The organism is Hymenobacter glaciei (genome assembly GCF_039539585.1).
GTDB classification, from domain to species: domain Bacteria; phylum Bacteroidota; class Bacteroidia; order Cytophagales; family Hymenobacteraceae; genus Hymenobacter; species Hymenobacter glaciei.
In genome coordinates, this window is the sequence record NZ_BAABDK010000025.1 from 271,087 (window position 1) to 284,831 (window position 13,745).

A 13,745-nucleotide genomic window follows, 5' to 3' on the forward strand; every position below is an offset into this window, starting at 1 on the left:
TTTAACATTTATGCTTTTTTAAAACGCCATGAAAATCTCCTTCAAAATCCTGTTTGCTGTAGCTGCTCTCGCCACCGCTTCGTGCTCTGAGAAAAAAGCAGACGATGCTGCTACCACCACTGAAAACGCTGCTTCGAACGCTGGCGACAAAATGGAAGGTGCCGTTGACGAAGCTAAAGCTGACATCGCCCGCGAGCCCGGCGACACGGCCGTAGTGCGCGACGTACCCGCCGACAAAGTAGTGGAAGAAGTTCCTGCCACCCCGCAGAAGTAATCGACCCCACTTACCTCAAAGCCCCGCTGCCTCCGCAGCGGGGCTTTTTGCTTTTATCACCCTGTCAGTGCGGCCGGCAACCCCTACTATAGTTAGCTGCGGGCTTGATTTGCAGCTCACGAAACAGGGCGAAGCGCTGCAGCGTTGAGGCATCAATAAGGAGGTATAAGATTCCGGCATTCATGGTCCAGCTTCAACGCAGCCGAAACGGGATGCGTAAAAGCTCAACACTCCCCTTCCCACCCAAAGTATTTCTCACGTACCTAACGCCTTTTCATCATGGACCTTAACAGCAATAATGTTAGCGACAATACCGAGCTGCAAGCTCGCGGCAACTGGAACCAACTAAAAGGAGCCGCCAAGCAAAAGTGGGGCAGCCTCACCGACGATGACCTTTCGTACAGCGAAGGCAAGCAGGATGAGTGGTTTGGCCAATTGCAGGCAAAAACCGGCGAAACCATCGACAGCATCAAGAACTGGTTTCACAACGCAACCAATGACGCGAGTGCCACGGCCACCGGCAATAGCACCGAGTTGAAAGCCCGCGGCGACTGGAACCAGATTAAGGGCCAGGCCAAGCAGAAGTGGGGCACCCTCACCGACGATGACCTCGACTACGAAGACGGTAAGCAGGACGAGTGGTACGGCCGCCTGCAGGAAAAAACGGGCCACGCCGTCGACGACATCAAAGGCTGGTTCCAGCGCACGTTCTAACGCATGTATTTCCCGATGAAGTAACCTGGCTTCCACTTCATACCACGTTGCATCATCATTCAAAAGCCCCTTCTGGAAACAGAAGGGGCTTTTTTGGCATCTATACTCTTTTCATCATCTCAACCTTTGCCCCGGGTTGCTGCGTAAGGCAAAGCTGTATTCTACCCGCTGCTATTATGTCTGCCACCGATACCCTACTTGATGCTGTTCCTCACTCGCCTTCGTCCGGCATTAAAGCGCTGGCTAAGCTCGGCTTTGCAGCCATAGGCGTAGTGTATGTGCTCATGGGAGTATTGGCCTTGCTCGCTGCCATGGGCCAGCAAAGTGGCACCCGTGCCGACAAGGAAGAAGCCGTGCAGCACCTGCAGCAGCTACCCGGCGGCAGCGTGTTGCTAGGCCTGATTGCGCTGGGCCTGCTTGGCTATATCCTGTGGCGCTTTGTGCAGGCTCTGCGCGATACCGAATCCAAAGGAACCAGCCTGAAAGGGCTGAGCTTTCGGTTCTGGTACGTGTGCAGCGGGCTTTTCTACAGCGGCCTGGCCATATACGCTGCTAAGCTTGCCCTAAACGGCCACGCCGACGAAGGCGGCGATGCCCCGAAAACGCTGGCGGCCACGGTGCTGGGCTGGCCCGGAGGCGACTGGCTCCTGATGTTGGCGGGTGTTGTTACCATCTTCATTGGCCTGTACCAGGCATACCGCGCCTTTTCGGGGCAGCTGCAATCCGATGTAAACGAGCGGCGCCTTTCTACCGCCGAGCACCGCCTTGTGTACCGGACCGCGCAGGTGGGCGTCGCAGCCCGGGGCATCGTGGTGGGCATCATCGGCTATTTTTTTGTTCAGGCCGGGCAGCAGTCGCGGGCCGGAGCGGTGGGCAGCACCGACGAAGCTTTCGACTTTCTGGCCGCAATGGGACAACCCGTACTGGCAGCCGTGGCCGCAGGCCTCATTGCCTACGGCCTCTACTCGCTGGTGCAGGCCCGCTACCCCATTCTGCGGGGCGTGTAGCGGTTAGGCCTGCACGGTTTCGGCTACGTAGTCGCTCAGGTATTGGTACCGCTCGGTGAGGTGTCCCTCTTTGGCAATGGTAGCACGGGCAATTACGCCCTCGGCGTCGTCGCCCAGCAGGTGGGGCAGCACCTTGTCGATGAGCTGGCGGCCGAAGTCGCGGCTGGCGTTGCGGGGCAACTCGCAGGGTAGGTTGTCCACGGCCATCACGGTGATGTTTTCGGGCTGTGAGTAGGCCGGTTCCAGCTCGCCGGTGGCCGGGTTGTAGTCGAACACCGGCTCGGCAATGGTGCTGCTGCGCTTGGTGGTGGGCACCGAGCCGTTCACGTCGCAGGTAACGTCGGCAATGGTATTGATGCGGAAGTCGGGCCGGCGCGTATCGGCTTCTGTGAAGAGCAGTGGCGCGGCCGGGTGCCAGTAAGCGCAGGCAATGAGCAAGTCGGTTACGGGCAGAAAATTGCCAAACGTCGACTCATATTCCGCGGGGTGCTGGTGAAAATTCTGCGTGTCCCACACGCGGCCGTCGCGGCGGCGGTTGTAGTCGGAGCTGCGCAGCTGGGTATACACCGGCTCGTTGAAATCGAGGTACAGGTAATCGTACACACTCACCCGCCGGATGCCCATGCGGTCGAGCACTTCCAGCGCGCCCTGCGCCACGCGGCCCGAGCCGGTCACGGCCATCTTAATGGTTGGCAGCTTCTTTACCTTGAAAAACTCCTCCTGCATGTCGTCCATATCCACGCACTGGTAAGCGGGCTTCAGGTTGTAGAGGCCGTGTTTGCGGCCGTAGGTGAGCAGGCCATTGTAGGCCCCCACAATGCCAGCGTAGCGCCCGAAGGCGACAATGCGCTCGCCGTGCTCGTTGGTCAGCAGCTCGTAATCAATGAGGGTAATATTCTTGCGGAGTACCGCTTGCAGCAGCTTGCGGTTGGCCGGCTGCTTCTTCACGGTGTGCGAAAAGAATAAGTACGTTTTGTTGGGAATAAGCTGGTCGATGGGTACTTCCTTCACGCCCATCAGCACATCGCAGCCACTTACATCCTCGCGTACGTCCAGCCCCAGGTCGCGGTACTCCTGGTCGGTGTAGCTGCGGATGGCACTGCTTTGCACCACCACACGCAGCCCGGGGAAATCGTCCTGCGCCTCAACGCACTTTTTGGGGGTGAGGGGAACGCGCTTGTCGGGCGGGGTCTTGCCTTCGCAAATAAGGCCGATGGTAAGGGGCATGGGGTGGTGGGAATTGGAGAGGAAAGCTTTTAGCAGCACAACGTGCTTTTTGTCGCTCGTTGATGTTCTGCTTATTCAACTGGCAGCCAAAATTACGGCTTTGTTGGCAGTTCGTCGGGACGTTTCGGGCGTACCTTTGTTAAGGACTCTGATACTGAAAACCCACCCGCCTAATTGGCTCCCCACCAACCCATTCCCGTCTTTATGTCGTTGAAATTCTCGCCAGTCGACGTTTTTGAAGCCCGCCACAACGCGCCTGGTGCCGAAGCCCAGGCGGCGATGCTCCGCGCCATTGGCGTGGACAGCATCGAGCAGCTCATCGCCGAAACCGTGCCGACTGCCATTCGCCTGAAGAAGCCGCTCGACCTGCCCGCCGCCCTCAGCGAACGGGCTTTTCTGGCAAAGTTCAAGCAGATTGCCGGCCAAAACCAGGTGTTCAAAAGCTACATCGGCCTTGGCTACCACGATACCACCCTGCCCCCCGTTATCCAGCGCAACATTCTGGAAAACCCGGGCTGGTACACCGCTTACACGCCTTACCAGGCCGAAATTGCCCAGGGCCGCCTCGAAGCCCTCATCAACTACCAGACTGTGGTAATTGACCTCACCGGCCTCGAAATCGCTAACGCCAGCCTGCTCGACGAAGGCACCGCTGCCGCCGAGGCTATGCACATGTTGCACAGCCAGACCAAGAAAAAAGGCGCCAACCAGTACTTCGTGTCGGAGCAGGTGCTGCCCCAGACCATCGACCTGCTGCGCACCCGTGCCACGCCAGTCGGCATTGAGTTGGTCGTGGGCGACCACCGCCAGGTTGACCTGAGCAACCAAGGCTTCTTCGGCGCGATGGTGCAGTACCCGGCCGCCGACGGCGAGGTATTCGACTACAAGGACTTCATCGCCAGCGCACAGAAGAACAATGTGTTTGTGGTGATGGGTGCGGACCTGCTAGCCCTCACGCTACTGACTTCGCCCGGCGAGTTGGGTGCCGATGTGTGCGTGGGCAATTCGCAGCGCTTTGGCGTGCCCATGGGCTACGGCGGGCCGCACGCGGGCTTCTTCTCCTGCAAAGACCAGTTTAAGCGCGTCATTCCCGGCCGCCTCATTGGCCAGAGCGTGGACGCGGCCGGCAACAAGGCCTACCGCATGGCCCTGCAAACCCGCGAGCAGCACATTCGCCGCGAAAAAGCTACTTCCAACATCTGCACGGCGCAGGTGCTGCTGAGTGTGCTGGCTGGCATGTACGCCGTGTACCACGGCCCGCAGCGCGTTCGGCAGTTTGCCACCAACACCCACCTGCTGGCCCAAACGCTGGAAGCCGGCCTCAAGAAATTGGGTGTGGAGCAAACCAACGAGTACTACTTCGACACCCTGAACCTACGCCTCGAAAGCACCGAGATGCAGCAGGCCCTGAAGCAGGAAGCCGAAGCCGCCCGCCTCAATTTCCGCTATTTCGACGAAGTACGCGTGGGTATTTCGCTGAACCAGAACACCGAGCTGCACGACGTAGCCGATATTCTGGACGTATTCGCCAAAGTGCTGGGCAAGGAAGCCGACCAGCTGGCCGCCGAAATCGAAGCCAGCGAGTTGCGCGTTCCCGCCAGCCTGGTGCGCAGCAGCGAGTACATGACGCACCCCGTCTTCAATACGCACCACGCCGAGCACGAGCTATTGCGCTACATGAAGCAGCTCGAAAACAAGGACCTCAGCCTCGCGCACAGCATGATTCCCCTAGGCTCCTGCACCATGAAGCTGAACGCTACGGCTGAAATGATTCCGGTGACCTGGCCCGAAATCGGTGGCCTGCACCCCTTTGCCCCCATCGACCAAGCCAAAGGCTACCAGCAGATTTTCTCCGACCTGCAAACCTGGCTGTGCGAGGTAACCGGCTTCGCGGCCGTCAGCCTGCAGCCCAACTCGGGCGCGCAGGGTGAGTATGCCGGCCTGCTGGCCATCAAAGGCTACCATGATGCCCGCGGCGACCATCACCGCAACGTGGCCCTCATCCCGGCTTCGGCCCACGGCACTAACCCCGCTTCGGCCGTAATGGCTGGCATGCAGGTAGTGGTGGTGAAAAGCACCGAAGACGGCAACATCGACGTAGCCGACCTCAAAGCCCAGGCTGAGAAGTACGCTGCTAACCTCAGCTGCCTGATGGTGACGTACCCCAGCACACACGGCGTGTACGAGGAAACCATCATCGACATCTGCCAGACCATTCACAACCACGGCGGCCGCGTGTACATGGACGGCGCCAACATGAACGCCCAAGTGGGCCTCACTTCGCCTGCCACCATCGGCGCCGACGTGTGCCACCTGAACCTGCACAAAACCTTCTGCATTCCGCACGGCGGCGGCGGCCCCGGCGTAGGCCCCATCGGCGTGGTGGCCGACCTGGCCCCCTACCTGCCCGGTCACGCCGTGGTGCCGGTAGAAGGCCGCGTGAACGGCTCGGTTTCGGCGGCGCCCTGGGGCTCGGCCAGCATCCTGCCCATTAGCTACGCCTACATTTCGATGATGGGCGGCGACGGCCTGCAGCGCGCTACCCAACTGGCTATTCTTAACGCCAACTACATCAAGGCCCGCCTCGAAGCGCACTACCCGGTGCTCTATACGGGCAGCCACGGCCGTTGCGCCCACGAGATGATTCTTGACTGCCGTCACTTCAAAAAGGCAGGGATTGAAGTCGAAGACATTGCCAAGCGCCTGATGGACTACGGCTACCATGCGCCGACGGTGTCGTTCCCGGTGGCTGGCACGCTGATGGTGGAGCCCACCGAAAGCGAAAGCAAGGCAGAGCTCGACCGTTTCTGCGACGCCATGATTTCCATCCGCAAGGAAATTGCCGCGGTAGAATCCGGCAAGGCTGATGCCAAAGACAACGTTCTTAAGCACGCGCCGCACACCGCCGCTACGGTGCTGGTGCACGACTGGACGCGCCCCTACTCGCGCGAGCAGGCCGTATACCCCATGGAGTACGTGCGCGCCAACAAGTTCTGGCCCAGCGTTAGCCGCATCGACTCGGCTTACGGCGACCGCAACCTGATTTGTAGCTGCACGCCAATGGAGGACTACGCCGACCAGCAGGAAGAACTGGTGCAGGCTGACAAAGGCCCATCGTACTAATCAACGCCATGATTAACCACACAAAAAAGCCTCGTCATTCCTGACGAGGCTTTTTTGTGTGGCCTGGCACCATACATTTTTAGCAGACTGGATAACAGCGGTTATTTCTTTTTGCGGTTACCACGCTCGTTGCCGCGCTCGCCAAAGCAGCGGCGGTCCATGTAGCCCACTTGGGTCTGGCCTCCTTTGTCGAGGCGCACGCGCACGAAATAGGCGTTGATGGTATCGGTTACCTGTACTTCGTTGCCAGTAGTGGTTTGAGCCAGTATGGCCGAAGTTTTGGTCATGCCATCGTATACCGGGCAATCGACGATGGTATTGTAGGCAACGGGCGTGCGTTCGACGCCACCTCTACTTGATTCATCGCGGGATGCTGTGCAGGCAGCAGCCAAACTAACCGCGGCTACTAAGAGTAACGCTGTACTTTTCATTAATAATAGGAGAAGCAGGAAGATGTATTTTGTGGGTAAGGTAGGACAAAATCCGGTTAAGTCAATAATAGGCAAACAGAATTAGCACACATGCAGGCTTTATTTCAGGTTGGTAAAATGTGAACGTTGGATTGCCATTTTCCGTTAACTCAATAGCCGCCCGCACACGCCCGTTTGGTCTGATAAACGGCCTGTTAGGCGCTCCATCCACTTGTTCATTATTGCTTTATGAATCACATCACCCGTTATCTAGCTCGTCCGGTGGCGCTGGCTGCCGCTGGCTTGCTACTGCTGCTGGGCCCCAGCGGCTGCTCCACCGCCGCCCGCGTGGGCGTGACCAATGACTTTGACCATGCCGTTAACTTCCGGGCATTCAAAACCTGGGCTTGGTACCCGCAGCAACCCAAGGATGCCGAAGGCGGCCCAGCCAAAGGCTATGAATCGTTCCTGGATAAGCGCATGCGTGCTTCGGTAACTGCCGAGCTCACAGCCAAAGGTCTGACTGAGGTTGCCGCGAATGCTGCCCCCGACATTTATGTGGCCTACAGCGCACGCGTTGAGGACAAGCAGCAGGTGTCGCCCTACAACAACGGCATGGGCTACCCCTATGGCTACGGCTACGGTGGGTATTACGGCCGCGGCTATTCGCCCGTGACGCAGTACAAAGCGGGCACCGTGGTTATCGACATTGTGGATGCCCGCCGCAAGGAGCTTGCTTGGCGCGGCACTGGCCAAGCCCAGGTAAACCAAAACACCATCGACGAAGCCGAAACCCATCGCATCGTGAACGGTATCCTGAGCACTTACCCGCCGCAGGACAACAACGCCCGCCGCTAAGGCCGCGTTTGTAACAGCAAAAAGCCCGCTCAAACTGAGCGGGCTTTTTTGTTGCTGGCGGTTAGTGACCCGGACTAGATTGGCACGTTCACGTGGCGCTCGGCGTGGTAAGAGCTGCGCACCAACGGGCCGCTTTCTACATACTTAAGGCCACGGCGCAGGCCTTCCTCCTTGTAGTGAGCAAACTGGTCGGGGGTGATGAACTCGGCTACGTCGAGGTGACGCTTGGTGGGCTGCAAGTACTGGCCCAGGGTGAGGATATCGAGGCCATTGGCCACGAGGTCGTCCATGGCCTGGTACAGCTCATCGGCCTTTTCGCCCAGGCCCAGCATGATGCCCGACTTGGTGCGGTGCCCGGCTAGTTTGGTGCGACGAATCTGCTCGAGGCTGCGGTCGTAGCGGGCCTGTGGGCGCACCATGCGGTAGAGGCTGCCCACGGTTTCGATGTTGTGCGAAATCACTTCCTGTCCGCCCGAAATCATCACATCGAGCGCATCCCAGTTGGCTTTCACATCCGGAATCAGGGTTTCGATGGTGGTACCGGGCGAAAGCTGCTTGGTGAGCACCACCGTCTCGCGCCACACGCTGGCACCACGGTCCTTCAGTTCGTCGCGGTTCACCGAAGTGATAACGGCGTGCTTCACTTTCATTAGGGCAATGGCTTCGGCCACGCGGCGCGGCTCGTCGAGGTCGTACTCGGTGGGCCGGCCGGTTGCTACGGCGCAAAACGAGCACGAACGGGTGCAGATGTTGCCCAGAATCATGAACGTGGCCGTGCCGGCACCCCAGCACTCGCCCATGTTGGGGCAGTTGCCGCTCTCGCAGATGGTGTGCAGCTTGTGCTCGTCTACGAGGCGGCGCACGGCGGCGTACTCTTCGCCCACGGGCAGCTTCACACGCAGCCAGTCGGGTTTGCGCGGGCGGGCGGGGGCAGCCGTTTCGGGCTGAATAACGGGCAAATCTATCATTTTCAGTTAACAGTTGGCAGTTAACACGTAGCAGTTAACCCTATGAAAAATAATTTGCAGCTAAATCGTCGCGACCAAGCAGCAGCACAAAAATAACCCCGGAATTGTCGTCCAACAGCAACACCGCTTAGCTGGTTTGCACTGCCCGAGCTTATCTATTATCGGTTAATGGCATTTAGCTACGATGCCCAAAGTAGAGCGTGAGGTACACCGAAGGAAAAAACTGGCGGTTGAGGTTGTCTTCCGACAGGTTCGGGTCGGGAGCCAAAATAACCATGCGCTTGGTGAAAGCTTCGACCAGAAATCCGACCTCGACGCCAGCCACCGCGTCGCGGTAGCGACCGTACTCAAAGCTTAGGCCTCCACGCAGGTGTGCTCCGGGCACAATTTTGGTTTGGCCGATGCCGCTGAACAAGGGGCCGTGGTCGAGAATGGCCAACTCGACGTTGTGCTTCTTCCGGTCATACTGCTCATTCACAATATCATCGGTCGACAAGTTGTACTGCGTTTGCCCCACGGCGAAGGTGCGGTCGTAGGTAATGTAGTAGGGCATGAGCAGGCCTATTGACGGGCCCGCACTGGCTAGCGCATTTACCTGCACCCCCGATTCGGCCGCCTTGCGGAACAGGACGCGCTGCAGCCCAAACGAAGGACGCAGCACAAACGCGTAGTTGGTTTTGCTGGCGATGTAAGTACCGCCCACGTACGGGTTGGTCATTCGCTGCTCCTTGCCGGTGTTTTTTAGCATCACGCCTTCCACCATCCAGAAGCGCAGGTTGCGGTCGTCGAGCACCCGCGACGAGCGGATGGAGGCCCCACCCAGCAACCCGCCTTGGTCGTTGAAATTGATGCCAAACACGAATTCCTTGCGGTAAGACTGCTCGTCGGACGGCGCCAGGGGTACCACCGTTGTGCGTAGCGGGGCCTGCGCCTGAGCCGTGCCTACGCTTGCTGCCAGCCCCAGCCCGACCACCGGCAGGGCACGCGCCACAAAACGAATACCGGCCTGTAAACGCGATGCAACTGCCCGCCCCAATGCAAAACCCTCGGTGAGGTGTAAATTAGCTACTGAAATCATGATGCCTTAAAGGTAACTATCTGACTTGAAGAACACCGCCACCGCCCGCTACGCCGGCCACCTCCGCACCGAAGCTACGCACACCGCTTCGGGTAACATTATTCAGACCGACGCCCCCGTCGATAACCACGGCCGGGGCGAGGCCTTCTCCCCCACCGACCTCGTGAGCACGGCCCTGGGCTCGTGCATGATGACGGTGATGGGCATTGTGGCCGAGCGCCACAACTGGGACCTAGTAGACAGCACCTTCACGGTGCTTAAACACATGAGCACTGAGGCACCGCGCCGCATTGCTCAAATTGACGTGACGTTTACACTGCCCGCCGCTCTGGCCCCGCAGGACCGGACCATCCTCGAGCGCGCGGCCCACACCTGCCCGGTGGGCCTGAGCCTGCACCCGGAAGTGCGGCAGAACATTGTATTCGAGTATATGTAAGCTTGGATTGCATAAAGGGTTACCGAAAGAACAGAACAACTGCTCTTCCGGTAACCCTGTGTTTTACTTTACCACAGCCTGCACATCGCTGAGGCGGATGCCCATGTGCGAAGCATCGTAGGCACATTCGCCATCTTTGATGAGCAGAAGCTGGGGCGACTCGTGGCGCACACCAAACTGCTCCGCAATCTGGGCCGAAATGGGCCGGAAACGCAGCAAATCGAGGTAGTAGATGGGCACGTTTAGGCCACTATCGGCCCACTGGCGCTCAATCTTGCCTTTGGCGGCAGCGCTGATGGAACAGGTAGTGCTGTGCTTGAAGATGAGCACCGGCTGCTCGTGCGAGGCACGGGCCAAATCGGTGAGTTGCGCGGAATCGGTGAGGGGAAGCCAGGGAGTGGACATTCAGATTTACTTAGTTTAATAGATAGCGAAAACAGCCGGTGCGGCCGAAAGATTCGAACATACGCTTAGCGTACGCGATAACACTGGCTTTCCGTTGCTTTCTGCTAACCGGCTCACTTCTTTTTTGCTTTTTTGACCTCCTGCGCCGGGGGGCGCTGCAAGGTCGTTTTGCGGCGCACGCCCAGCAGACCGGGTGGTTGCACGTTGGGAGCGGTGCCGGTTTTGTAATTGAGCTCGCGGTCGTTGGCTGGGCGCGGCTCGTTGCTGGCTCCGCGCTTCAGGCGGTTGGGCGTAACGTCGAGGTGGCTCTCTTTGTACGGCGATTCGGTGGCGCGGGCCTCGCGCAAGGCGCGGCGGTTGGCTGCCCGAATGCGGCCGGGCTTTTCCTTCACAATTTGGGCATGAGCAGCTGGTGCAAGTAGCCCCGCCAGCAACAGCACCAAGGCCAGTAGTGGCGCTACCCGGCTACGGCTTGCCCGTAGGGCCGGCACCAGGAGCGGCCGGCGGCCCACCGGGGCCGGCATTGGGAGCAGCAGGCGGGCCGTCCGGAGCAGCTTCGCGGGCTGGGGCGTCGTCGGCCTCTGGCTTAGGCTCCTTGGGTGCGGGCCGGTGGTCGGGGCTGTAGTTGGGTTTTGCATGGAGGCCGAATTTGAAGAAGTTGCGGATAGAATCGATGGGATGGAAGCCTTTGTGCTGCTTGTGGATTTTGCGGCGGTTCAGCTTCGGCTTTTTCATCAACTGCTGCTTGTCGTAGCGCACCGTGGAGCGTTCGGGCAGGGTACTGGTCGTGGTGGCCGTTGGCGTGGCCGATGCCAGCGGCGCACCCGATGGCGTCGACACATCGGTAGCAGCTTCGGTATCAGTACCACTAGCGGCCTGTTTCTTCTTCTTTGAACCAAACAGGCCGCCCAACAAGCCACTTTTCTGGCTGTCGCCGCTGCTGTTGACTTTGGCTTCCTTCTCGCGGGCTTCTTTGGCTTTCTTCTCTGCTTTCTGCTGAGCGATGAATTGCTTGGATGGCTTGGGCGTGGGCAGCCGGTAAGGGTGCACCATCTTGTGGTAGAGACTACAACTGCCTAGCCCAGCCAGCAGCAGTGCGCCGAACAGCAGCGAAAAGAAAGTAGAGAGGAGGCGTTGTTTCACTGCGAGTTGGGCCGAAGCTCAGGATACGTAAATAGCAATAGAGCGGACGCGCGAAAACCGCGCCAACCTGAACTGTACTAGTAGCTGCGCAGCGCCTGTACCTGCTCGCGCAGGCGCTGTTGGGGCAGGAAGGCCGCCTCCAGCGGTGGTGCAAACGGGATGGCGGTATCGAGCGAGGCCACGCGGCGCACCGGCGCATCGAGGTGCTCGAAGCAATTTTCGCCAATCCAGGCTGCGATTTCGCCGCCGATGCCGCCCGTCATGGTGTCTTCGTGTAGGATGATGACACGGCCGTTTTTCTCCACGGTGCGGCGCACAGCTTCTTGGTCCCAGGGCAGCAGGGTGCGCAGGTCGAGAATGTCGGCCGACACGCCCAAGTCCTGGCAGGTTTGCAGGGCCCAGCGCACGCCCATGCCGTAAGTGATGATGCTCATTTCATCGCCTTCGGCGGCCAGCGCAGCCTGCCCGATGGGCGTGGTGTAGTAAGCCTCGGGCACCGGGCCGGTGAGGCTGCGGTAGAGCATCTTGTGCTCGAAGTACAGCACGGGGTTGGGGTCTTCGAAGGCTGCGCAGAGCAAGCCCTTGGCATCGTGCGGGTTGCTGGGGTACACCACTTTCAGGCCGGGCACGTGCGTGAACCAGGCCTCGTTGCTCTGGGAGTGGAAGGGGCCGGCGGCCGAGCCGGCACCGGTGGGCATGCGTACCACCACGTCGGCGTTCTGGCCCCAGCGGTAGTGGCTCTTGGCCAGGTTGTTTACAATCTGGTTGAAGCCGCAGGTGACAAAATCGGCAAACTGCATTTCCACCATGGCCTTCTTGCGCTTGATGCTCAGGCCCAGCCCGATGCCGACAATGGCCGACTCGCACAGCGGCGTATTACGCACCCGGGCCTTGCCAAATTCAGCCACAAAGCCTTCCGTAATTTTGAAGACCCCGCCGTAATCGGCAATGTCCTGGCCCATGAGCACCAGTTCGGGGTAGCGCTCCATGCTCTGCTTCATGCCCTCCTGAATAGCATCGATGAAGCGCTTTTCGGGGGCCGCTGCGTCTTTCGGCGCGTCGGTTACGGGCGCATCGAAGGGCTGGTACATGTCGGCAATTTCCTCCTGGATGTCGGCCGTGGGCATGGGTTCGGCGTCGGCTTCCTGCAGGCCGGCTTCAATGGCAGCCTTGATTTTCTCGCGGATGCCGTGCTTGGCCGTTTCGGTGAGAATGCCCTCGGCCATGAGCCACTTCTCGTAGTTCTCGACCGGGTCTTTGGCGGCCCATTCTTCCATCAGGCTTTGGGGCACGTACTTGGTGCCGCTGGCTTCCTCGTGGCCGCGCATGCGGAACGTGAGGGCCTCGACCAGTACCGGGTGTGGGTTCTGGCGCATGTCCTCAGCCAAGCGCTTGATGGTGGTGTACACTTCGAGCACGTTGTTGCCGTCGACCTGCACGGCCTCCATGCCATAAGCAGGACCTTTGTCGACGAACGACTTGAAGCGAAACTGCTCGTTGCTGGGCGTGCTCAGGCCGTAGCCATTGTTTTCGATGATGAAGATAACCGGCAGCTGCCACACGGCGGCCACATTCAGGGCTTCGTGGAAGTCGCCTTCGCTGGCGCCGCCGTCGCCGCTGTAGGTCACGGTCACTTTGGGGTTTTTATCGAGCACGTCGGCTAGGGCGATGCCGCCGGCTACGGCCAGCTGCGGCCCGAGGTGCGATATCATGCCCACGATGTGGTGCTCGTTGGTACCGAAGTGGAAGCTGCGGTCGCGGCCTTTGGTGTAGCCGGTGCGCTTGCCCTGCCACTGGGCAAACAGGCGGCCCAGCGGCACCTCACGCCCCGTGAACACGCCCAGGTTGCGGTGCAGCGGCAGAATGTACTCGTCGGCTTCCAGCGCCAGCGTGCTGCCCACCGAGATGGCCTCCTGGCCGATGCCCGAAAACCACTTGCTCACTTTGCCCTGCCGCAGCAGAATCAACATTTTTTCCTCAATCAGCCGGGGGCGCAGCAGGTGCTGGTAGAGGTGCAGCAGGGTTTCGTTGGTGAGGGCTTGCCGGTCGAATGTGAGGGCGGTGGCGGTGGGCGTCATGTGGAAAAATGGGTGGGTTGGGAC

General features: G+C 59.6%; 14 protein-coding genes. 6 read left to right on the forward strand and 8 right to left on the reverse strand.

Annotated elements, in window-relative coordinates:
• Positions 1 to 28: 28 nt before the first annotated feature.
• From ABD837_RS16510 to ABD837_RS16520, 3 genes are all read left to right on the forward strand, one after another.
• Entirely contained in the window at positions 29 to 274 is a 246-nt protein-coding gene (locus ABD837_RS16510) for a hypothetical protein (protein ID WP_345056652.1), read from the forward strand.
• A 279-nt stretch (positions 275 to 553) separates the two neighbouring features.
• Complete coding sequence (locus tag ABD837_RS16515; protein ID WP_345056654.1) at positions 554 to 988, forward strand: CsbD family protein; 435 nt, start codon at positions 554 to 556, stop codon at positions 986 to 988.
• 176 nt (positions 989 to 1,164) lie between these two features.
• On the forward strand, positions 1,165 to 1,995 hold the full coding sequence (locus ABD837_RS16520; RefSeq protein ID WP_345056656.1) for a DUF1206 domain-containing protein: 831 nt from the start codon (positions 1,165 to 1,167) through the stop codon (positions 1,993 to 1,995).
• A gap of 3 nt (positions 1,996 to 1,998) precedes the next feature.
• Here ABD837_RS16520 and ABD837_RS16525 read toward each other — a convergent pair whose 3' ends face one another.
• Positions 1,999 to 3,222 carry an NAD(P)-dependent oxidoreductase gene (locus tag ABD837_RS16525; RefSeq protein WP_345056658.1) on the reverse strand — a complete coding sequence of 408 codons (1,224 nt, stop codon included), beginning with the start codon at positions 3,220 to 3,222 and terminating at the stop codon, positions 1,999 to 2,001.
• A 204-nt stretch (positions 3,223 to 3,426) separates the two neighbouring features.
• On the opposite strand from ABD837_RS16525, the gene gcvP reads away from it, so the two are divergent.
• Positions 3,427 to 6,345, forward strand: coding sequence for an aminomethyl-transferring glycine dehydrogenase (gene gcvP / locus ABD837_RS16530; protein ID WP_345056660.1), 2,919 nt, complete (start codon positions 3,427 to 3,429; stop codon positions 6,343 to 6,345).
• 101 nt (positions 6,346 to 6,446) lie between these two features.
• On the opposite strand, the gene ABD837_RS16535 is transcribed toward gcvP, so the two are convergent.
• The gene (locus ABD837_RS16535) at positions 6,447 to 6,632 is read right to left on the reverse strand and encodes a hypothetical protein (protein ID WP_345056662.1); all 186 of its coding nucleotides are present in this window, start codon (positions 6,630 to 6,632) and stop codon (positions 6,447 to 6,449) included.
• A 372-nt stretch (positions 6,633 to 7,004) separates the two neighbouring features.
• On the opposite strand from ABD837_RS16535, the gene ABD837_RS16540 reads away from it, so the two are divergent.
• Positions 7,005 to 7,613: a DUF4136 domain-containing protein gene (locus ABD837_RS16540; protein WP_345056664.1), complete on the forward strand. Its 609-nt coding sequence runs from the start codon at positions 7,005 to 7,007 to the stop codon at positions 7,611 to 7,613.
• Positions 7,614 to 7,687: 74 nt separating this feature from the next.
• On the opposite strand, the gene lipA is transcribed toward ABD837_RS16540, so the two are convergent.
• Together lipA and ABD837_RS16550 are read right to left on the reverse strand one after the other, a co-directional pair.
• Positions 7,688 to 8,581 (reverse strand): lipoyl synthase, encoded by an 894-nt coding sequence (lipA, locus tag ABD837_RS16545; protein ID WP_345056666.1) that lies wholly within the window; start codon positions 8,579 to 8,581, stop codon positions 7,688 to 7,690.
• Positions 8,582 to 8,756: 175 nt separating this feature from the next.
• Complete coding sequence (locus ABD837_RS16550; protein ID WP_345056668.1) at positions 8,757 to 9,659, reverse strand: hypothetical protein; 903 nt, start codon at positions 9,657 to 9,659, stop codon at positions 8,757 to 8,759.
• 25 nt (positions 9,660 to 9,684) lie between these two features.
• Between ABD837_RS16550 and ABD837_RS16555 the strand changes: the two genes are divergently transcribed.
• Positions 9,685 to 10,095 carry an OsmC family protein gene (locus ABD837_RS16555; RefSeq protein ID WP_345056670.1) on the forward strand — a complete coding sequence of 137 codons (411 nt, stop codon included), beginning with the start codon at positions 9,685 to 9,687 and terminating at the stop codon, positions 10,093 to 10,095.
• Positions 10,096 to 10,158: 63 nt separating this feature from the next.
• Here the strand turns inward: ABD837_RS16555 and ytxJ are convergent, their stop codons facing one another.
• The 4 genes from ytxJ to ABD837_RS16575 all read right to left on the reverse strand — a co-directional run bounded on the left by ytxJ (position 10,159) and on the right by ABD837_RS16575 (position 13,721).
• Entirely contained in the window at positions 10,159 to 10,500 is a 342-nt protein-coding gene (ytxJ, locus tag ABD837_RS16560; RefSeq protein WP_345056672.1) for a bacillithiol system redox-active protein YtxJ, read from the reverse strand.
• A gap of 113 nt (positions 10,501 to 10,613) precedes the next feature.
• Positions 10,614 to 11,024, reverse strand: coding sequence for a hypothetical protein (locus ABD837_RS16565; protein WP_345056674.1), 411 nt, complete (start codon positions 11,022 to 11,024; stop codon positions 10,614 to 10,616).
• On the reverse strand, positions 10,966 to 11,643 hold the full coding sequence (locus ABD837_RS16570; RefSeq protein ID WP_345056676.1) for a hypothetical protein: 678 nt from the start codon (positions 11,641 to 11,643) through the stop codon (positions 10,966 to 10,968). Before ABD837_RS16570 ends, ABD837_RS16565 begins: the two co-directional genes overlap by 59 nt.
• Before the next feature lie 77 nt (positions 11,644 to 11,720).
• Positions 11,721 to 13,721 carry an alpha-ketoacid dehydrogenase subunit alpha/beta gene (locus tag ABD837_RS16575; RefSeq protein ID WP_345056678.1) on the reverse strand — a complete coding sequence of 667 codons (2,001 nt, stop codon included), beginning with the start codon at positions 13,719 to 13,721 and terminating at the stop codon, positions 11,721 to 11,723.
• Positions 13,722 to 13,745: the final 24 nt, after the last annotated feature.

Bases quoted from the DNA above. Each gene is read 5' to 3' on its own strand.
- ABD837_RS16510 (WP_345056652.1), top strand. From the start codon at position 29: ATGAAAATCTCCTTCAAAATCCTGTTTGCTGTAGCTGCTCTCGCCACC.
- ABD837_RS16565 (WP_345056674.1), bottom strand. From the start codon at position 11,024: ATGCCGGCCCCGGTGGGCCGCCGGCCGCTCCTGGTGCCGGCCCTACGG.
- lipA (WP_345056666.1), bottom strand. From the start codon at position 8,581: ATGATAGATTTGCCCGTTATTCAGCCCGAAACGGCTGCCCCCGCCCGC.
- ABD837_RS16575 (WP_345056678.1), bottom strand. From the start codon at position 13,721: ATGACGCCCACCGCCACCGCCCTCACATTCGACCGGCAAGCCCTCACC.
- ABD837_RS16515 (WP_345056654.1), top strand. From the start codon at position 554: ATGGACCTTAACAGCAATAATGTTAGCGACAATACCGAGCTGCAAGCT.
- ABD837_RS16550 (WP_345056668.1), bottom strand. From the start codon at position 9,659: ATGATTTCAGTAGCTAATTTACACCTCACCGAGGGTTTTGCATTGGGG.
- ABD837_RS16525 (WP_345056658.1), bottom strand. From the start codon at position 3,222: ATGCCCCTTACCATCGGCCTTATTTGCGAAGGCAAGACCCCGCCCGAC.
- gcvP (WP_345056660.1), top strand. From the start codon at position 3,427: ATGTCGTTGAAATTCTCGCCAGTCGACGTTTTTGAAGCCCGCCACAAC.
- ytxJ (WP_345056672.1), bottom strand. From the start codon at position 10,500: ATGTCCACTCCCTGGCTTCCCCTCACCGATTCCGCGCAACTCACCGAT.
- ABD837_RS16520 (WP_345056656.1), top strand. From the start codon at position 1,165: ATGTCTGCCACCGATACCCTACTTGATGCTGTTCCTCACTCGCCTTCG.
- ABD837_RS16540 (WP_345056664.1), top strand. From the start codon at position 7,005: ATGAATCACATCACCCGTTATCTAGCTCGTCCGGTGGCGCTGGCTGCC.
- ABD837_RS16535 (WP_345056662.1), bottom strand. From the start codon at position 6,632: ATGACCAAAACTTCGGCCATACTGGCTCAAACCACTACTGGCAACGAA.